This is a genomic window from Pantoea sp. X-Soil-OKNW-713 (genome assembly GCF_059730685.1).
Genome location: NZ_AP035995.1, coordinates 874,318 through 892,918, shown reverse-complemented (window position 1 = coordinate 892,918; position 18,601 = coordinate 874,318). Strand labels below are relative to the sequence as shown.

At 56.9% G+C, this 18,601-nt stretch carries 15 protein-coding genes; 7 read left to right on the top strand and 8 right to left on the bottom strand.

What is annotated here, in order from left to right:
* Positions 1–33: 33 nt before the first annotated feature.
* Positions 34–1,527, bottom strand: coding sequence for a dGTPase (dgt, locus tag AC6I8R_RS03965; RefSeq protein WP_021184674.1), 1,494 nt, complete (start codon positions 1,525–1,527; stop codon positions 34–36).
* Between the two features lie 99 nt (positions 1,528–1,626).
* On the opposite strand from dgt, the gene mtnN reads away from it, so the two are divergent.
* The 3 genes from mtnN to AC6I8R_RS03950 all read left to right on the top strand — a co-directional run bounded on the left by mtnN (position 1,627) and on the right by AC6I8R_RS03950 (position 3,476).
* Complete coding sequence (gene mtnN / locus AC6I8R_RS03960) at positions 1,627–2,325, top strand: 5'-methylthioadenosine/S-adenosylhomocysteine nucleosidase (protein ID WP_021184675.1); 699 nt, start codon at positions 1,627–1,629, stop codon at positions 2,323–2,325.
* Entirely contained in the window at positions 2,318–3,130 is an 813-nt protein-coding gene (gene btuF, locus AC6I8R_RS03955; protein WP_415174584.1) for a vitamin B12 ABC transporter substrate-binding protein BtuF, read from the top strand. Before mtnN ends, btuF begins: the two co-directional genes overlap by 8 nt.
* A 106-nt stretch (positions 3,131–3,236) precedes the next feature.
* Positions 3,237–3,476, top strand: coding sequence for a hypothetical protein (locus tag AC6I8R_RS03950; RefSeq protein WP_208724832.1), 240 nt, complete (start codon positions 3,237–3,239; stop codon positions 3,474–3,476).
* A gap of 28 nt (positions 3,477–3,504) precedes the next feature.
* Here the strand turns inward: AC6I8R_RS03950 and erpA are convergent, their stop codons facing one another.
* Positions 3,505–3,852 carry an iron-sulfur cluster insertion protein ErpA gene (erpA, locus tag AC6I8R_RS03945; protein WP_013507930.1) on the bottom strand — a complete coding sequence of 116 codons (348 nt, stop codon included), beginning with the start codon at positions 3,850–3,852 and terminating at the stop codon, positions 3,505–3,507.
* A gap of 221 nt (positions 3,853–4,073) precedes the next feature.
* Between erpA and hemL the strand changes: the two genes are divergently transcribed.
* Positions 4,074–5,354, top strand: coding sequence for a glutamate-1-semialdehyde 2,1-aminomutase (gene hemL / locus AC6I8R_RS03940; RefSeq protein ID WP_497831933.1), 1,281 nt, complete (start codon positions 4,074–4,076; stop codon positions 5,352–5,354).
* A 65-nt stretch (positions 5,355–5,419) separates the two neighbouring features.
* On the opposite strand, the gene fhuB is transcribed toward hemL, so the two are convergent.
* The 6 genes from fhuB to hrpB form a co-directional block, all read right to left on the bottom strand.
* Entirely contained in the window at positions 5,420–7,396 is a 1,977-nt protein-coding gene (gene fhuB, locus AC6I8R_RS03935) for a Fe(3+)-hydroxamate ABC transporter permease FhuB (protein WP_021184679.1), read from the bottom strand.
* Positions 7,396–8,274, bottom strand: a complete 879-nt coding sequence (gene fhuD / locus AC6I8R_RS03930; protein WP_497831932.1) for a Fe(3+)-hydroxamate ABC transporter substrate-binding protein FhuD — start codon at positions 8,272–8,274, stop codon at positions 7,396–7,398. Before fhuD ends, fhuB begins: the two co-directional genes overlap by 1 nt.
* Before the next feature lie 8 nt (positions 8,275–8,282).
* Positions 8,283–9,077 (bottom strand): Fe3+-hydroxamate ABC transporter ATP-binding protein FhuC, encoded by a 795-nt coding sequence (gene fhuC, locus AC6I8R_RS03925; RefSeq protein ID WP_021184681.1) that lies wholly within the window; start codon positions 9,075–9,077, stop codon positions 8,283–8,285.
* A gap of 42 nt (positions 9,078–9,119) precedes the next feature.
* Entirely contained in the window at positions 9,120–11,315 is a 2,196-nt protein-coding gene (gene fhuA, locus AC6I8R_RS03920; RefSeq protein WP_497831931.1) for a ferrichrome porin FhuA, read from the bottom strand.
* Between the two features lie 196 nt (positions 11,316–11,511).
* Positions 11,512–14,013 (bottom strand): bifunctional glycosyl transferase/transpeptidase, encoded by a 2,502-nt coding sequence (gene mrcB / locus AC6I8R_RS03915; protein WP_415174580.1) that lies wholly within the window; start codon positions 14,011–14,013, stop codon positions 11,512–11,514.
* 94 nt (positions 14,014–14,107) lie between these two features.
* The gene (gene hrpB, locus AC6I8R_RS03910) at positions 14,108–16,585 is read right to left on the bottom strand and encodes an ATP-dependent helicase HrpB (protein WP_497831930.1); all 2,478 of its coding nucleotides are present in this window, start codon (positions 16,583–16,585) and stop codon (positions 14,108–14,110) included.
* A 33-nt stretch (positions 16,586–16,618) separates the two neighbouring features.
* Here hrpB and thpR point away from each other — a divergent pair, with 33 nt between their 5' ends.
* The 3 genes from thpR to dksA all read left to right on the top strand — a co-directional run bounded on the left by thpR (position 16,619) and on the right by dksA (position 18,579).
* Entirely contained in the window at positions 16,619–17,158 is a 540-nt protein-coding gene (gene thpR, locus AC6I8R_RS03905; protein ID WP_021184685.1) for an RNA 2',3'-cyclic phosphodiesterase, read from the top strand.
* Positions 17,159–17,863: a DNA/RNA nuclease SfsA gene (gene sfsA / locus AC6I8R_RS03900; protein WP_021184686.1), complete on the top strand. Its 705-nt coding sequence runs from the start codon at positions 17,159–17,161 to the stop codon at positions 17,861–17,863. It abuts the gene before it with no gap.
* Positions 17,864–18,123: 260 nt separating this feature from the next.
* Complete coding sequence (dksA, locus tag AC6I8R_RS03895) at positions 18,124–18,579, top strand: RNA polymerase-binding protein DksA (RefSeq protein ID WP_013507920.1); 456 nt, start codon at positions 18,124–18,126, stop codon at positions 18,577–18,579.
* The last annotated feature ends 22 nt before the right edge of the window (positions 18,580–18,601 follow it).

Genomic DNA, 18,601 nt, shown 5'->3' with positions numbered 1-18,601 from the left:
AAAAAATTATTCTTCGTCTTTACAAAACTTCTCTTATTCTACCGCCATCAAACGGCGGTACTCATCCCAGGCATAAAGATCCGTCATTCCGCTGATATAGTCCTGAATCAGGCGTGAACGATAATAGCGTTCCCACAGCAGGCGTTCATATTTATGCGCCACAATTAAGGTTCGCATTTTTTGCTGATAAGCTTTGCGATGTTTCCCGGATAGTTTATGAAACAGGCGAGTCTCAATCGGATGTTTGGCTAAGAAATCATCATTCATCAGGGTGGTAAACTGCTCATAATCGAGCAACATTAATGACTGATAAATTTCCAGTAACCCTTTAATGACACGATAGCCTTGCAATTCCAGTTGTTCGACTTCGGGATGATTAAACACCTGCTGGCGCGCAACCGTTTTAAATAACATCAACAGGCGCCCTTCCTCACCATCATCCTCCAGCAGAGCATGATTAAAATTCCCTGTAAAAATAGCCGGTAAGTTATCGATAAAGCGCCGTACGGCATGACTGACTAACACGTTTTGCACGTTAACACGTAGCGCCATAAAAAACTGGTCGCCTTTGGTGCGCCATTTCTTCTGGCAGGCTTCTTTCCACGCTTCACCAATGGTGCGGCTGAATGCATCACCAGGTTTTACCGGCCCCCAGGCTTTGAGCAAATAATCGTACAGCGTGTCGACATTAAAGATGTCTTTTTCTACCGCATCATCGAGATCGGCAATGCAATAAGAAATATCGTCAGCGGCTTCCATTATCCAGGTCAGCGGATAGCGATGATGTTCAGGAATATCGGTAGCCGCACGAAGATCGGCGACATATTCCCTTTCGGATAAATAAAAACCCGGCTTTTTCATTAATACGCTGAACTCAGCCGGTTTATCGCCTTGCCACCAGGCGGGGGCGGTATATTTTAAAATACAGGCCACCTGAGCATAACTGAGGTTCAGTTGTAGCAAGGTATGGACCATGCGAATCGCCTGCGCATTGCCTTCGAAGTGGCACAAATCCTGACGAATCATTGCATTTAACCGGTCAAAATCGGCCCGCTGCACCTCGTTTTCTACCCCAGCCACCAGCGGATCCACCAATTCAGCCGGTAAATTATCATCAAACCAGTCATTGATAGCGGCCTCACCGAAGTGACCAAAGGGCGGATTGCCAACATCATGCAGCAGACAGGCCATCTCAATCAGGCTTTCAAAGGCACCTTCCAGCTCATCAAGGCCATATTTCGCCAGCCCTCCCCCCTGGGTTTTCAGGGTTTGCAGCACTTCTTTCGCGATATAACGTCCGGTTTGTTGCACTTCGAGAGAATGGGTCAGACGTGAACGCACCGCGGCATTCCGCTCCAGCGGAAAGACCTGGGTTTTTTGTTGCAGACGACGAATCGCGGCCGAATTAATGATACGCCCACGATCGCTTTCAAAATGGCGGGTAATAAAGTATTCCCCTTCGGGATCTTTACGGCTGGTATAGGGGCGGGTGAAGCTGATCTTCTTCCTGAAATTGATCGTCGCCATAATTACCCCTTATTTTTTCGTGAATTCTTCCTCTGACAGCCATGATAGACTATGCCTCACTTTTGCGGTTTACATCCACAACATTAGCGAGACTCTTTTATGAAAGCAGGCATTATTGGCGCGATGGAGCAGGAAGTTACCCTGCTGCGTGACAAAATTGAAAACCGTCAGACGCTGACGCTGGCCGGGTGCGAAATTTACACTGGCACGCTGAATGGCGTTGAGGTTGCCCTGCTGAAATCGGGCATTGGTAAAACCGCAGCAGCACTGGGTACAACGTTACTGCTGGAACTGTGCAAGCCGGATGTCGTCATCAACACCGGTTCCGCTGGCGGTCTGGCACCAACGCTGAAAGTCGGCGATATCGTGGTATCCGACGAAGTGCGTTACCACGATGCAGATGTCACCGCATTCGGTTACGAACCGGGCCAGATGGCCGGTTGCCCGGCGGCGTTCATTGCCGATGATAAACTGATTGCCGCCGCTGAGCAGGTGATCAAGCAGCTGGATCTCAACGCAGTGCGTGGCCTGGTGGTGAGCGGTGATGCCTTTATTAATGGTGCAGAGCCGCTGGCACGCATTCGCCACACCTTCCCACAGGCGATTGCCGTCGAAATGGAAGCCACTGCGATTGGTCATGTATGCCATCAATTCAAGGTGCCTTTTGTGGTGGTGCGCGCCATCTCTGATGTCGCCGACCAGGAATCGCATCTCAGCTTCGATGAGTTCCTCAGCGTTGCAGCGAAGCAATCCTCTCTGATGGTGGAAAACCTGCTGGCACAACTGGCTCGTGGTTAAATCGACCTGGCTTGTCGGGCTGCTGCTGTTTTGCAGCAGCCTGCTTGCCGCAACCCCACGCGTTATCACCTTAGCGCCGCACCTGACCGAGCTGGCGTTCGCCGCCGGTATCACGCCAGTGGCGGTCAGCGCCTGGTCAGATTATCCCGCCAGTGCCGCATCGCTGGAGCAAGTGGCAAACTGGCAAGGCATCAGGATCGAGCGGATTGTGCAGCTTAAACCGGATGTGGTGCTGGCGTGGCGCGGTGGCAATCCTCAGCGCCAGGTCGAACAACTGCAACGGCTGGGCATTAAGGTGGAGTGGATCGATCCGCAGACCCTTGATCAGATGATCGATGCATTGGCGGATCTGCGACGCTGGAGCCCGCATCCACAACAGGCAGAAGATGCGGCTCAGGCGTTACGCGCGCAGGAAATGCAGCTGCGCCAGCAATACCAGCAGCAACCGCCGGTCCGCATTTTTTTGCAGTTTGGACAACAACCGTTGTTTACCGCCTCACGCAATACACTGCAAAATGCAGTGATTGAACTGTGTGGAGGCCGCAATATCTTTGCCGATAGCACAGTGAGCTGGCCGCAGGTCAGCCGCGAACAGGTGCTGGCACGGCACCCACAGGCGATAGTGATCGGCGGCAAAGCCGCACAGGCCGCCAGTATCGCGCAGTTCTGGCAACCGCAGTTGGCGGTTCCGGTGATTGCCATTAATGATGACTGGCTGAGTCGACCAGGACCACGCCTGTTGCTGGCAGCTCAGCAGCTCTGTGCGGCGCTTCATCCGGCGAAAAACAGTACCAAAATTGATTAAAGAATCAGCAAAAATTGTCGTTAATCAAGTAACAAGGCACGGCAGCCACGTATGCTCTGTGCCCTTTTTGCGCAAAGCGCAATTTTGACTACACCAGGAATTCAACATGACCAGAGCTTTGCTACTGGCCATAGGGCTTGTGATCGCTGCACCGATTGGTGCAGCCTCCACCACCGGCTCTATTGCCGTTTCGCTGACGATTTTCTCTCGCTGTGATATCTCACGTCCCAATACGCAATCCCTACCCGCGATTGATTGCGGTCGCCAGGTTAGCGCCCAACCACGGGTGATGCACAGCGCATTGGAGCACAACGAAGGATCGCAGTTAGTGACGGTAGAGTGGTAACCGGCCGCCAGAACGGCGGCCAGTGCAATCAGATACTGAAAGAAGAACCACAGCCGCAGGTGGTTTTGGCGTTCGGGTTGGTCACGATGAAACGTGAGCCTTCCAGCCCTTCGGTGTAATCAACCGACCCACCCACCAGATATTGCAGGCTCATCGGATCCACCACCAGCGCCACGCCCTGTTTTTCAATGGTCATGTCGCCGTCGTTCATTTGATCGTCGAAAGTAAAACCGTACTGGAAGCCGCTACAGCCACCACCGGTGATGTAAACACGCAATTTCAGCTCCGGATTTTCTTCATCCGCGATCAGATTCTTCACTTTTTTCGCTGCTGCATCGGTGAATTGCAAAGGCAGTGCTGCTACATCGTCACTCATCTTTTACTCCGGGTAAACGTCCAGGTCAGAAAACGACCTCAATCACGCTATTATCTGCCAGCCGCACAGTGCAATCAAGTGTTGCCCTTCGCACTGCGTGCCGCCTGTTATGCCCTAAAGTATAGCGATGATACGCCTTTAGCGCGCGGCTGCCTTTCACCTCATGCCTATCTTCCCGTAGAATGGCGCGAGTTTTTTTAAGACACAGCAGGAGCCGTAGAATGAGTAAGTCAGAAAACCTGTTTGCCGAAGCGCAACGCCTGATCCCTGGCGGTGTGAACTCCCCGGTGCGCGCATTTACCGGTGTAGGCGGTGTGCCGCTGTTCATTGAACACGCTGATGGCGCTTATCTGTACGATGCCGACGGCAAAGCCTATATCGACTATGTCGGATCCTGGGGTCCGATGGTACTCGGCCATAACAACGCCACCATCCGCAACGCGGTGATTGAAGCCGCCTCTCGTGGCCTGAGCTTCGGTGCACCGACCGAGATGGAAGTCAAAATGGCGCAGTTGGTCTGCGAACTGGTGCCGAGCATGGACATGGTGCGCATGGTCAACTCCGGCACTGAAGCCACCATGAGCGCCATTCGTCTGGCGCGTGGTTTTACCCATCGCGACAAAATCATCAAATTTGAAGGCTGCTACCACGGCCATGCTGACTGCCTGCTGGTCAAAGCCGGTTCCGGTGCATTGACCCTCGGTCAGCCGAACTCGCCAGGTGTTCCGGCAGATTTCGCCAAACATACCCTGACCTGTAACTATAACGATCTGGCCTCGGTGCGCAGCGCGTTTGAACAGTATCCGACAGATATCGCCTGCATCATCGTCGAGCCGGTAGCGGGTAATATGAACTGCATTCCGCCGCAACCGGACTTCCTGCCGGGCCTGCGCGCATTGTGTGATGAGTTTGGCGCGCTGCTGATTATCGATGAAGTGATGACCGGTTTCCGTGTGGCCCTGGGTGGCGCGCAAGCGTACTACGAGGTGACGCCGGATCTGACCTGCCTGGGTAAAATCATCGGTGGCGGTATGCCAGTGGGCGCATTTGGTGGGCGTCGTGATGTCATGGAAGCGCTGGCACCGACTGGTCCGGTCTACCAGGCAGGAACCCTGTCCGGTAACCCGATTGCAATGGCGGCCGGTTTTGCCTGCCTGACGCAGATTGCCCAGCCCGGCACCCATCAAACCCTGACTGACCTGACCACGCAACTGGCGGAAGGCTTGCTGGCAGCAGCGCAAGCAGAAAACATCCCGTTGGTAATCAACCACGTTGGTGGCATGTTTGGCCTGTTCTTCACCGATGCCGACAGCGTGACCTGCTATCAGGACGTGACCGAGTGCGATGTCGAACGCTTCAAGCGTTTCTTCCATCTGATGTTGCAGGAAGGCGTCTATCTGGCCCCTTCCGCCTTCGAGGCGGGCTTTATGTCACTGGCGCACAGCCAGGAAGATATTCAGCGCACCATCGATGCCGCACGCCGCTGCTTCGCGCAGCTGTAATGCATCAGGGCACCGCAAGGTGCCCTGATTTGCTCTGTCGAAAACCCGCGCGATAAATCGTGCCGCTACGCCCGCCTCAGCAGCCAGATAAAGTATGGCGCGCCAAAGAAAGTGGCCATCAGGCCCGCCGGGATTTGATCCGGGAACGCCAGCATACGGCCACACCAGTCAGCAAACACCATTAACACCGCGCCGAGCAAACCGGCCATCAACACCTGTGGTAAGGCACGGCGGAAGCCCAGCATGCGCACGATATGCGGTGCCATCAACCCGACAAAACTTAACGGTCCAATGGTTAAGGTCGCGGTAGCGGTCAATGCGGCCGCCAGCAGCAACAGGGCGAGCCGCGAAGTGGTCAGCGCCATCCCTGCCGAACGCGCCGTCGCACTCCCCAGCGGCAGCAGCGTTAACCAGCGGCTCGCCAACGGGGCCAATGCCACCAGTACCACGGCACACACCGCGCTTTGTAATGCCTGATGCAGGGTGATGTTGTAGGTCGAACCAGAGATCCAACTGAGCAACCCACCCATACGCGGATCACCGCTCGCCATCAGCAGCATCAGCAAGGTCACAAAGGCACTATTGAGGGCCATGCCCGCCAGTAGCATGCGTTCCGGCGAAAAACCGCCGCGGCTGGCGACCAACATAATGGTCAACAGCGTCAACGCTGCGCCCAACGCACCTGCCGGTAACAGCCAGGCCACCGCATTGCCGGGCACGAAAAACAGCATCACCACCACGCCACAGGCGGCACCAGAACTAATGCCTAACACTTCCGGGCTGGCCATCGGGTTACCGGTTAAACGCTGAATCAACGCCCCGGCCACGCCAAGCATCAGTCCGACCATTATGGCGGCCAACACGCGCGGTGCACGCCACGGCAGCAATTGATGCAGCATATCGCCACTGACCCACGCCCAGCCGTGCGCATCTCGGCCAAAGGCCACACCCACCAGGCCCAGCAGCGCCAACACCACGACGCCGCACAGGCACCAACGCAATACGGCCTGACGTTCGGCAGGCACTTTATCGCCCTGATTAAGGGGTGGAGGCACCGAACCGGTACGCAGACGCGGCAACAGCCACAGTAGAATCGGCACGCCGATCAGTGCCGTTGCCGTACCGGTAGAGACTTCGCGCCAATGGTTGGTCAGCCACAACACGCATTGGTCCGCCAGCCACAGCAGCAGCGCACCGATCAGCGGGGACAGCAGCATCCGGCTGATTAAACGACGGCCACCGAGCATCTTCGCCAGCAGAGGGGCAAACAAACCAATAAAGCCGATGATACCGGCGACATTAACCAGTTGCGCGCTCAGCAAAATCGCCAGCGCCAGCGCCGCTACGCGCGCCAGCGAGAGTGCCAGCCCGAGGTTTTTCGCGACACCATCATCCAGGCCCATCAGGGTCAGTGGACGCAGCAACGCCAGCGCCAGCACAAAGGCCAGCAGCAGACGCGGCCACAGTAACGCAACGTTGTGACCATCCAGTTGGTTGAGCGCGCCCGTGCTCCACAGGAACATGTTCTGCAACTGGTCGTGATTAAAGATGGCAAAGATTTGATTGACCGCACCAACGTACAGGCTGAGCACCAATCCGGCGAGAATCAAGGTCACTGGCGAAAGCCGTTTACCCCAGGCAACCCCGAAGACCAGAATACCAACCACAACTGCACCGCCCATCGCAGCGAACTGCTGCGTCACGGCACCGCCAGGCAGTTGCCATAAGGTTGCGACCGTCAGGCCTAGTTGGGCGCCGGACGAAACCCCCAGCGTGGTAGGTTCTGCCAGAGGGTTGCGCAGCACCTGCTGAAACAGCAAACCCGCCAGCCCCAATCCGGCCCCGACCAACAACGCCAGCGCCAGACGCGACAACAGGCTGTGATGAAACACCACCTGTTGGATATTGTTGACGTCCGGCGCAACAAACGCCTGCGCCCACTGCGCCATCGGCAAGGCCTGGCGAAAATTGATCAGGGTTAAGGTCAACGCCAGCAGGAACAACGCACTCAATAGCGCGACGGAAAACAGACGATTGCGCATCAGTGCGACTCCAGCGCGTGTTCCAGCACGCGGATAAATTTCAGTGCCGAGTAAGTGGCACCGTAATACCAGACGGCAGGCACCCGCTGAAAATGCCCGGCACGGATAAACGGCAGCGCCTGCCATAATGCCGTGCGCATCACTTCCTGCATCTGCAACTCATTATCGTGGTCGAAGCAGATCACCGGCACATCCCCTACCGCCGCCAGACGCTCCAGCCCGATAACGGCGCTGCCCCAAAAATTGGTTTCACCCTGCCAGGCGCTTTGCAAACCAAGATTGTCCATCACTTCCAGGAACAGGCTGCCTTTGCCGAAGGTAATGGCATGACGGCTGTCCAGCAATGACATCAGCAGAATCGGCCGTCCCGCCCAGGGTTTTAGCCGCTCACGCGCTGCCGCCAGCACGCTATCGACATACTGCAAATGTTGCACCGCCTGCGCTTGACGACCAATGCGCGCGCCCAATTCATGCAAAGATTTTCTGGCGGTACTTAACGGTTTGCCATCGCCGCTGTTCAGATCAAACCCCATAGTGGGCGCGATGCGTGACAAGGTTTCGGCAGAGGGACCATAGCCATTGGAATGCAGAATCAAAGAGGGATTAAGCTGGGTCATCAACTCCAGATTGGGTTCGGTGCGCAGACCAAGATCGATGGTGGTGGCAGGCAGTTCCGGCTCCCCCACCCACACCCGATAGTTAACCATGTCTGCCACGCCAAGCGGTGCGACGCCCAGCGCCATCAACAACTCCGTGGGTAACCACTCCAGCGCCAGAATGCGTTGGGTATCCGGCAACGCCGCGTGCAGCGGCGCGAGCTTCATCAGCGGCGACAACGCCAGCACCGCCAGCAAACGACGGCGAGAAATATCCAGCATCACGGGCCTCAGTAAACGAAACTGACGGGCGCACCGCCCTGCGGATGCGGCAGAATCCCCATCGGGATGCCATAAATGCTGCCCAGCACATCGGCCTGCATGATCACCTCTGGTCCCCCTTCGGCAATCATTTCACCACCGCGCAACGCCACCAGCCGGTCGCAATAACGCGCCGCCATATTGATATCATGCAGCACCGCAATCACCGTTAAGCCCCGCTCCTGGCTGAGACGCTGGATCAAAGCCAGCACTTCAACCTGATGGGCAATATCCAGCGCTGAGGTGGGTTCATCCAACAGCAGGCAGCGGCTGTTTTGCGCTACCAGCATCGCCAGCCAGGCGCGCTGACGTTCACCGCCAGACAGGCTATCCACCAGTCGTCCGGCGAACGGCTTCAGCCCGACCAGCGCTATCGCTTCTTCTACACGGTCACGATCTTCCTGACCATAACGCCCCAGCGCCCCGTGCCACGGATAACGCCCAATCGCCACCAGCTCGCGCACCGTCATGCCTTCTGCCGCCGGTAACTGCTGCGGCAGATACGCCACCTGACGGGCAAAATCCTTGCTGCCCCACTGATCTACCGCTTCGCCGTTCAGTAACACGCGACCAGCACTTGCCGCCTGATGGCGTCCCAGCATTTTCAGCAGCGTGGATTTTCCCGAACCGTTATGTCCAATCAAAGCCGTGACTTTACCCGGCGTGAAGGTCAATGAGAGCGGATGAAGCAGCGTGCGTCCCGGCACGCGAAAACTGACGTTATCCAGCGTAAAGGTGGTTTCTTCGTGGTGCGGATGCTGCATGGTAATCCCTGGCGTTACGGGCGCACAATGCGCCCTTTTCTATCAGAAACGGAAGGTTGCAGTACCAACAATCTGGCGATCGCTGCCCCAGTAGCAGGCATATTCGCGATAGCAGCTGGCAACATATTCGCGATCAAACAGGTTGTTGACGTTGATACCCAGTGATGAGCCCGGCAGGCCAAAGCGCGCGAGATCATATTTCACCGCGGCATCAACCACGGTATAGCCCTTCACATCGAAGTTTTGGTTTTCGTTAGCACCGCTGCTGTATAGCCCTTTGCTGGCACCGGTATAGCGCACGCCGGCCCCCAGTGTCAGACCAGAAAGTGCGGTTTCGTGGAAAGTGTAATCACTCCACAATGACGCGGTCTGTTTCGGCACCTGTACCGGGGTTTTGCCCTGCAAATCGGTATCATGGGTGTATTCCGCATCGGTATAGCTATAGCCCGCCGTCAGGTTGATATTGGCGGTCAGAGCCGCCTTGGCTTCCAGCTCCACCCCACGCGAACGGATCTCACCGCTCTGCACGCTGAAGTTGAGGTTATTCGGATCGGCGGTCAGGTTCTTGCTTTTGGTCAGCTGATACACTGCGGCGGTGATAACAATCGGACGATCTTTCGGTACGTATTTCACCCCGGCTTCATACTGTTTGGCGCGCGAAGGATCAAACGGCTGCCCGTCTGCGGTGGTGCCCGGTGTCGGGATAAAGGATTCGCTATAGCTGAAGTACGGGGCGATACCGTTATCAAATACGTAATTCAGCCCCCCACGCCAGGTAAACGCCTGATCGTGGTTTTTCTCTTCGCTGTTGCCATTACGGTTCAGCGCTGAGGTCATGGCGTAATCGTAGCGGCCACCCAATGTCAGCACCCAGCGGTTCCACTCCATCTGATCCTGGGTGTAGAGGCCGGTCTGCTCCTGGCGGTTCAGGTACTGATAAGGGAACGGCGTCCCCACCATCGCATCATTGCCGTATTGCGGATTGAACGGGCTAATCGGCTCGGCACCGGCATATACCACATCAATATCGTTACGGGTACGCTGATAATCCACGCCCATCAACAGGGTATGATCCACAGCACCAGTCAGGAATTTCGCCTGCGCCTGTGTGTCGACCGCGAACTGATTGAGCTTCTCATTGGAACGCGCATACCCACGGTTAATCATCTCAATCGAGGGATCGTAACCGCTACCGTAGATGCTGCGATAATCGGTACGCAGGTCGGCATAGCGCAGATTCTGGCGCACCGTCCAGGTATCGTTGAAACTGTGCTCAAAGCTGTAACCCACCATTTTGGTGTTGCGCGCAATCTTGTTGCTCGGTTCGCCTTCATCAAAATTGGTCGGCAGTTTGAACTGGCTGCCGTCGGCACGGGTGATCGGTACCACCGTACCTTCACGCGGCAGCCAGCCGTAGTAACCGGTTTCCGGTTCGTTCTGGAAATAGGTCAACAGGTCAAAACGGGTATTGGCATCAGGACGCCAGCTAAAGGAAGGCGCGATCGTGTAGCGCTTCTCTTTGTTCATCTCCTGCTGCGCATCCTGGCTGCGCGCCAGGCCGGTCAGTCGATAGCTGTAGACGCCACTGTCATCCAGCGCGCCACCGAAATCAAAACCGGTAGAGAAACGGTTATCGGTGCCCATCTGGAACTGCACTTCACGCAGCGTTTCCTGGGTCGGGCGCTTACTTACCAATGACACCACACCACCGGGGTTGCTTTTGCCGTACAGCACCGACGCCGGGCCACGCAGCAATTCAGCGCGCTCAAGGAAGTAAGGATCAATAGCGAACTCAGAGTAGTTATCAGCCTGCAATTTCAGGCCATCGAGGTACTGGTTGGTATTGACTTCACTAAAGCCGCGAATCGAGAAAGCATCGATCACATCCGAGCTGCCACGGTTATCGCTGATCCCTGGGGTGTAACTGAAAGCACGTTTGACCGACTGGACATTGTGCATCGCCATCTCTTCCTGCGTCACCACCGAAACCGACTGCGGGGTCTTCTCGATAGGCGTGTCGGTTTTGGTGGCCGTGGCACTGCGTTTTGCAGCGATGGTCGGGGCCGGTCCCCAGGCACTCTCCTGAGGTGCCGCAGAACCACCATCAGCGGTGACGACTACGGTATCTTCAGCCAGCGCTTGCGCGCTCAGGGTGCCAAGGGCTATTGAAATCAGTAACGCGATCGGGCGTTTGGTAGACGCTCCGCGCGGATCAACAGAGGGAAAATGCGCATTCATATCAGGAATCTCTCGAAAAGTAATCGACGCAGGCGAATGTAAACGAGAATGATTATTAGAAAGGTTGGATTTTAGGCGATATCGCGCAAGATCCGCAAGATTTAAAGCCTGATAGCGGTGCGTTTGCCGCACGTTCGCTCATTTTCACATCTATAAAAAAGGGTGCCGAAGCACCCTTTTTTTAAGATTCAGCAACTTAGTTGTTGCCAAACATCTCTTTGATCCAGCCAGCCACGCCGTTGCTGTCTTTCTGCTCTTCCTGTTGCTGCTGTTGCAACTGTTGCTGCTGCTGAACCTGCTGCTGCTGTTGCTGGCACAGCGAGTTAGGATCAAGCGTCCAGACCGGCAGTGAGCGCCAGGTACTGCTGCCCGAACCACAGACAAAGTTACCGGCCGAATCGATGTTCATCTGAGTGATATCTTCCGGCGGCGTCAACACCAGCGGCATCGGTGCCTGGTTATCCAGATAGCGGCGATACAGCTGCATTGCGCCACTGGCACCGTACAGTTTCGTCGTCTGGTTGTTATCGCGTCCAACCCAGGTGATCGCCACTTCTTTGCCGTCAATACCGGCGAACCAGCTATCGATCAGGTCATTCGTGGTACCGGTTTTACCCGCCAGATGCGCATTCGGGAAACGCGCACCCAGCGCACGCGCCGTACCGTGATCCGCCACCTGCTGCATGCTGTACAACGTCAGATATGCCGCCTGCGCCGGTTCCACACGCTGCGCCTGTGGGAAGCTCTGGTACAGCACGGTGCCATCTTCGGCAATCACCGAACGCACCGCCGACAGCTCAGCACGATTACCGCCACTGGCGATGGACTGGAACGCCTGCGCCACTTCAATCGGCGTCAGGTTAAGCGCACCCAGTAGCATCGCCGGAACCGGATGGAGCTGGTCTTTCGGCACGCCGAGCTTGCTCCAGGTATCGACCACCGAGTTCAGCCCCAGCGTCATACCCAGGTTTACTGTCGGCACGTTCATCGAGTTGGTCAGTGCGTCCACCAGCATCACTTTGCCACTGAAGCGACGATCATCGTTGAGCGGCTTCCACACCGTGCCATTCGGTTGTTTCAGGGCGATCGGTTCATCAGCAATCCAGCTATTCAGACGGTAGCTGTTCGGCTGGCTTAACGCGGTCAGGTAAGTGGCCGGTTTAGCCAACGAACCGATGGAGCGGCGTGCCTGCAACGCACGGTTGTAACCGGCGAACTGCGGATCGGAACCGCCCACCATCGCCCGCACTTCACCGCTGAAGCGGTCAACCACCACCATCGCGGTTTCCAGATCTTTCAGGCCACGCTGTTTTTTCAGCGTCGGAATGCCATCTTCAACCGCTTTTTCTGCCGCATCCTGCGAAATCGGATCGAGTGTGGTGAAGATCTTCACGCCGGAGAGATCTTTCACTTTATCGCCGAGTTTCGCCTGCAACTCGTTACGCACCATCTGCATAAAGGCGGGCTGCGGGGTAATCACCCCCCCCTTCGGCTGCACGCCTAATGGGCGCGCCGACAGCATGTTGTACAGATCTTCATCGATGATCTTCTGCTGTTGCAGCAAACGCAGCACCAGATTACGACGTTCCAATGCCAGCTGCGGATTACGCCACGGGTTGTACAGCGATGCGCCTTTCACCATCCCCACCAGCATCGCCTGTTGATCGAGGCTCAGCTCATCAACCGGGCGGCCAAAGTAGTACAAACTCGCCAGCGGGAAGCCACGGATCTGATCGTTACCCGCCTGACCGAGGTACACTTCGTTGAGGTACAGCTCCAGAATGCGATCTTTGCTGTAGCGCGCATCCATGATCACCGCCATATAGGCTTCACGCGCTTTACGCCACAGCGAACGCTCGTTGGTGAGGAACAGGTTTTTGACCAGCTGCTGCGTCAGGGTACTGCCGCCCTGCACCGCTTTACCTGCCGTAATGTTGGCAAGGAAGGCACGACCAATCGAGTAAGGGCTGATGCCATCATGCTCGTAGAAATGGCGGTCTTCGGTGGCGATCAACGTATCGACCAGCAGATCCGGGAAACCGGCACGCGGCACGAACAAACGTTGCTCGCCGTTCGGCGATTGCAACATGGTGATCAGGCGCGGATCGAGGCGGAAGAAGCCAAAATCGCGTCCGGTTTCGAGGTTTTTAATCTCGCTCAGTTCGTCACCGTTGAACGTCATACGCGCACGGATCTGGCCTTCTTTGCTGTCCGGGAAATCAAACGGACGGCGCAGCAGGTCGATGGTGTTGCCTTTGACGCTGAACTCACCAGGGCGGGTAATGCGCGACACTTCTCGATACTGCGTGCCTTCCAGCAGCGCAATCATCTCTTTTTTGTCATACGCCATGCCCGGCTCAAGACTGACCATGCGACCATAAACGGCAGCAGGCAGTTGCCACACTTTACCGTCAATACGGCTGCGGATTTCCGAGTCGAGATAGACGCCCCAGGCGGCCATCACCACGACAAAAACCAAAAATAGCTTAATGAACCAGCCTAACCAGCGACGTTTCGCGCGCGGCGGGCGCTTTCCTTTACCTTTGCGTGGCACTGGCTCACTCTCCTCGTCATCATCAAAATCGTCCTGATCGATATCATCATCAAGTTCCCTGCGGCGACCCCGACGCGCGGTGTTGCGCGGCGGTTTGGGCTGTTTTCCTTTGCGCCCAATCGGTTCGCGATCATTCCCAGACATGCTGTTATTCTCCAGGTATAGCTACGGCTGCGCCGTTACTCTAACTGCTTTCTCGTGCCGCGCATGGCAGAACCCTCTGAATTGTCACCAGAGGTCACGATGAAAATTTCTTGGTCCGCCTCGTGGGTAAGGCGTTGGCCGGATCGTCCGGCCAGGGATGTTTGGGATAACGCCCTTTCATCTCTTTCTGCACTTCAGGATATGCCCCACGCCAGAACGCTGCCAGGTCACGGGTGATCTGCAACGGCCGGTGCGCCGGTGACAACAACTCCAGTACCAACGGTATCCGGCCTTCAGCCACCGCAGGATTGCTGGCTTCACCAAACATCTCCTGAATACGCACCGCCAGCGCCGGGGGCTTCTCCGCATCATAGCGAATCGGCAGGCGGCTTCCGGTCGGCACAGTGTAATGAGTTGGCAGCACAGTATCCAGCCGCTGACGTTGTGACCATGTCAGCAAATGTAATAATGCACTGACAAGATTGACGTTCTGCAACCCCTTCAGGTCGCGCACCCCATCCATCTCCGGCAACAGCCATGCTTCCAGCGACTCCAACAGTGTCTCGTCATCAAAAGCGGGCCAAGCCTCCTCCGGCAACCACTGTGCGGCGCAGTGCAGACGCAGGCGCAGCTGTTCGGCTTCCGGCGTCCAGCCCAGCACCGACAGACCTTTCTCACGGATCCAACGCAGCATCGCCGCGTGCAATACCTCCGGTTCCGGGCGTGACATCGGCTGTGCTTTCAGGACCAGCGCACCCGAGACTTCACGCCGCCAGGCACGCAACGTGCCTTTCTCTTCATCCCACTCCACATCGGTACGCTGCTCGACCAGTTGTGGGCGCTGCTGACGCAACGCCTCAATATCCACCGGCAGTGCCAGCAAGATGCGCGCATCGGCAGCGCTGGCCCCTTGTAACAGCGACGGAGCGATCAGCCATTCGCTGCGGCTCAGGCCATCCTGCTCATCCAGCATCGCCCCGATACCGTTCGCCAGTTGATAACGCGCGCTGTTGCCACGGCGCTGGGCCAGGCGGTCGGCAAACCCGGCGGCCAGCAGTGCCGGGAAAAGATCGGCATCAACGTTGCCACCGCTGGCATTGAGGCGCTGTTGCCACTGACGGGCGCGCCGTTGCCAGCTGGATTGAGGACGATGCAGCGCGTCACGCAGGTCGGCGCTGCCGCTACGCGGCGGCTCCTCGAGAATAGCCACCAATAAGGCCGCGCTGGCGATGGCATCCTTATCCTGCCCGGCTGCACACAGCATGGCGCACAGACGCGGATCGCTACCCAGCTCAGCCATTTTGCGCCCGACGGCGGTCAGGCGTCCGGCGTCATCCAGCGCCGCCAGCCGGGTCAGCAACGTTCGCGCCGCACGCAGGTGACGTGGCGGTGGCATATCCAGCCATCGAAGTTGTCCCACATCCGGGCAGCCCCATTGCAGCAAATCCATTTGCAGGGCCGCCAGATCGCTATGCAGGATTTCCGGCTCACTTTGTGCCGCCGCCCGGAGCGCCTGCTCCTGCGGTAGCAAATGCAGACAGATCCCCGGTTCCAGCCTGCCCGCACGCCCGGCACGTTGCGTCATTGAGGCCTGGCTGATGCGTTGGGTTTGCAGCCGCGTGACACCGCTGCGCACCTCAAACTGCGCGGTACGTTCCAGCGCGCTGTCCACCACCAGGCGGATGCCCTCAATGGTCAGGCTGGTTTCCGCGATATTGGTCGCCAACACCACTTTGCGACGCCCAGGCGGGGACGGCAGGATCGCTCGCCGCTGCGCGTCGAGTGACAACGCACCATATAAAGGAGAAAGATCGACATCCTCACTGACACGCGCTTCCAGTTCACGTTTCACCCGTTCAATCTCCGCCACGCCAGGCAGGAACAGCAACAATGAACCTGTTTCTTCGCGTAACAACTGCGCCACTTCACGCGCCACCGCCTTTTCAAAGCGCAGCTGATTATTCAGGGAAGCAAAACGGCGCGTCACTGGAAAGCTACGACCTTCCGAAGCAATAAAGGGGGCGTCCGGTAGCAGCGCACGCAGGCGATCATTATCCAGCGTCGCCGACATCAGCAGAATCTTCAGATCCTCGCGCAGCCCCTGTTGCACATCCAGCAACAGCGCTAACGCCAGATCGGCCTGCAAACTGCGTTCGTGGAATTCATCGAGGATCACCAGCGAAACACCGTCCAGCATCGGATCGCGCTGCAACATGCGCGTCAGGATACCTTCGGTGACCACCTCCAGCCGGGTGTTCGCCCCGCAGCAGTTTTCACCCCGCATCCGGTACCCCACCGTGCCGCCCGGTTGTTCACCGAGCAGCTCCGCCAGCCGCTGCGCCACGTTGCGCGCGGCAAGCCGCCGTGGCTCCAGCATAATGATGCGACCGGGCAGTTGCGCCTGTTGCAGCAACTGCAACGGTAACCAGGTGGATTTGCCTGCGCCGGTCGGTGCTGCCAGTAATACCTGTGGCGCTTGCGCCAGCGCGGTCAGCAGCTCAGGCAGTACCTCGCTTACCGGTAATTCACTCAAACTCAACTCCCTTTCTGCCTGTGCTAAGATGGCGCGCATTGTACCACCCAGCGCGGATTATCGGAGGCTACGATGACCACCCAACGTCTGTTTTTTGCTCTCGAACTGCCTGCGCCTTTGCAGCAGGAGCTGGTGCGCTGGCGAGCCGAAAACTTTGCCGAAGACGCCGGACGCCCGATAGCGGCAGCCAATCTGCACCTGACGCTGGCGTTCCTCGGTGAAGTCAGCGATGAAACCTCGCTGCGCCTGCAACAACTCGCCGGACGGATTAGCCAGCCGGGTTTTGCTATCGATCTGGATGATGCCGGACACTGGCCGCGTCCTGGCGTGGTGTGGCTGGGTTGCCAGCGCCCGCCACGCGGTTTACTGCAACTGGCCAACCTGCTGCGCGCCCAGGCGGCACGACATGGCTGTGCGCAAAGCGCGCCATCGTTTCACCCGCATGTCACCTTGCTGCGCAACGCGGCCCATAAAGTCGCCCTTCCGCCGCGCGGTTTTCACTGGCGTCTGGATGTGAGCCATTTCGTCTTATGCTCCTCGCGCTTCGAAAAGGGCCAAACCCGCTATCAGGTGCTGGCCCGCTGGCCGTTATCCACCCCGACAGGAGACTGAATGCATTTCTCCCCGCCACTCAAACCGGCCCGTTTAATCGCCCGATATAAGCGTTTCTTAGCGGATGTCATCACCCCGGAAGGTGAGACGCTGACCATCCACTGTGCCAACACTGGCGCGATGACCGGTTGCGCCACGCCAGGCGATACCGTGTGGTATTCCACGTCCGACAGCCCCACACGTAAATATCCTCACAGTTGGGAACTGACCGAAACCCAGCAGGGGCACTGGATCTGCGTCAATACGCTGCGCGCCAATCAACTGGTGAAAGAAGCGATAAATCTCGGTGTAATTCCAGAATTTTCCTCTTATGACCACTGCCAGTCTGAAGTGAAATATGGCACGGAAAAAAGCCGAATTGACTTCCTGCTACAAGCGAAGGGCAGATCGAACTGCTATATTGAAGTCAAGTCCGTCACCCTTTTACAGCATGGTAAAGGCTATTTTCCGGATGCGGTGACGGCCCGCGGGCAAAAGCATCTGCGCGAACTGCGACATATCGTGGCAGAGGGCCATCGGGCCGTTTTGTTGTTTGCCGTTTTGCACACGGGGATTGAGGACGTTTCCCCGGCGCGCCATATCGACGCGCAATACGCAGAACTACTGGTACAGGCGCAACGGTGTGGCGTGGAAGTATTGGCGTATCAGGCTCACATATCACCGCTAAAAATGTTACTGACACAGCCGATAAGGGTAGAGTTGTAATATTCTTAGCAATTTGTTGTGATAGGAATGTTCTGAGCGGTGCGCTGAATACGCTGTTCCTCACAGGCTTGTCAAGGTGTGATCATGAATAATTGCCAACCTTGATTGCTTCTGCTATTTATAGCGGCCTGTTTTTTTCCCTGTTGGGAATCGATATACCCTAAGTAATGCAAGTTGCAGACCGGCCGCCAGTATCACCGCAGCCAACATGCTGGAACTTGACATATGACGGGTGGTGCGTGTTATCCAGGAGAAACAACATGCAAGAAGGGCAAAACCGTAAAACATCGTCCCTGAGTATCCTCGCCATCGCTGGGGTGGAGCCGTATCAGGAGAAACCGGGCGAAGAGTATATGAACGAAGCCCAGCTGAGCCATTTCCGCAAGATTCTGGAAGCCTGGCGCAATCAACTCAGGGATGAAGTCGACCGTACTGTGTCGCATATGCAGGACGAAGCTGCCAACTTCCCGGATCCGGTTGACCGTGCCGCGCAGGAAGAGGAATTCAGTCTGGAACTGCGTAACCGCGATCGCGAGCGTAAGCTGATCAAAAAGATCGAGAAGACGCTGAAGAAAGTGGAAGATGACGATTTCGGCTACTGCGAATCCTGCGGTGTTGAAATTGGTATTCGTCGTCTGGAAGCGCGTCCGACCGCCGATCTCTGCATTGACTGCAAGACGCTGGCAGAAATCCGCGAGAAGCAGATGGCTGGCTAATGGCCGTGAACAGACTGTCGCC

Excerpts from the sequence above, each read along its gene's own strand:
- dgt (WP_021184674.1), bottom strand. The coding sequence starts at position 1,527 with ATGGCGACGATCAATTTCAGGAAGAAGATCAGCTTCACCCGCCCCTAT.
- mtnN (WP_021184675.1), top strand. The coding sequence starts at position 1,627 with ATGAAAGCAGGCATTATTGGCGCGATGGAGCAGGAAGTTACCCTGCTG.
- AC6I8R_RS03950 (WP_208724832.1), top strand. The coding sequence starts at position 3,237 with ATGACCAGAGCTTTGCTACTGGCCATAGGGCTTGTGATCGCTGCACCG.
- erpA (WP_013507930.1), bottom strand. The coding sequence starts at position 3,852 with ATGAGTGACGATGTAGCAGCACTGCCTTTGCAATTCACCGATGCAGCA.
- hemL (WP_497831933.1), top strand. The coding sequence starts at position 4,074 with ATGAGTAAGTCAGAAAACCTGTTTGCCGAAGCGCAACGCCTGATCCCT.
- fhuB (WP_021184679.1), bottom strand. The coding sequence starts at position 7,396 with ATGCGCAATCGTCTGTTTTCCGTCGCGCTATTGAGTGCGTTGTTCCTG.
- fhuD (WP_497831932.1), bottom strand. The coding sequence starts at position 8,274 with ATGCTGGATATTTCTCGCCGTCGTTTGCTGGCGGTGCTGGCGTTGTCG.
- fhuC (WP_021184681.1), bottom strand. The coding sequence starts at position 9,077 with ATGCAGCATCCGCACCACGAAGAAACCACCTTTACGCTGGATAACGTC.
- fhuA (WP_497831931.1), bottom strand. The coding sequence starts at position 11,315 with ATGAATGCGCATTTTCCCTCTGTTGATCCGCGCGGAGCGTCTACCAAA.
- mrcB (WP_415174580.1), bottom strand. The coding sequence starts at position 14,013 with ATGTCTGGGAATGATCGCGAACCGATTGGGCGCAAAGGAAAACAGCCC.
- hrpB (WP_497831930.1), bottom strand. The coding sequence starts at position 16,585 with ATGCGCGCCATCTTAGCACAGGCAGAAAGGGAGTTGAGTTTGAGTGAA.
- thpR (WP_021184685.1), top strand. The coding sequence starts at position 16,619 with ATGACCACCCAACGTCTGTTTTTTGCTCTCGAACTGCCTGCGCCTTTG.
- sfsA (WP_021184686.1), top strand. The coding sequence starts at position 17,159 with ATGCATTTCTCCCCGCCACTCAAACCGGCCCGTTTAATCGCCCGATAT.
- dksA (WP_013507920.1), top strand. The coding sequence starts at position 18,124 with ATGCAAGAAGGGCAAAACCGTAAAACATCGTCCCTGAGTATCCTCGCC.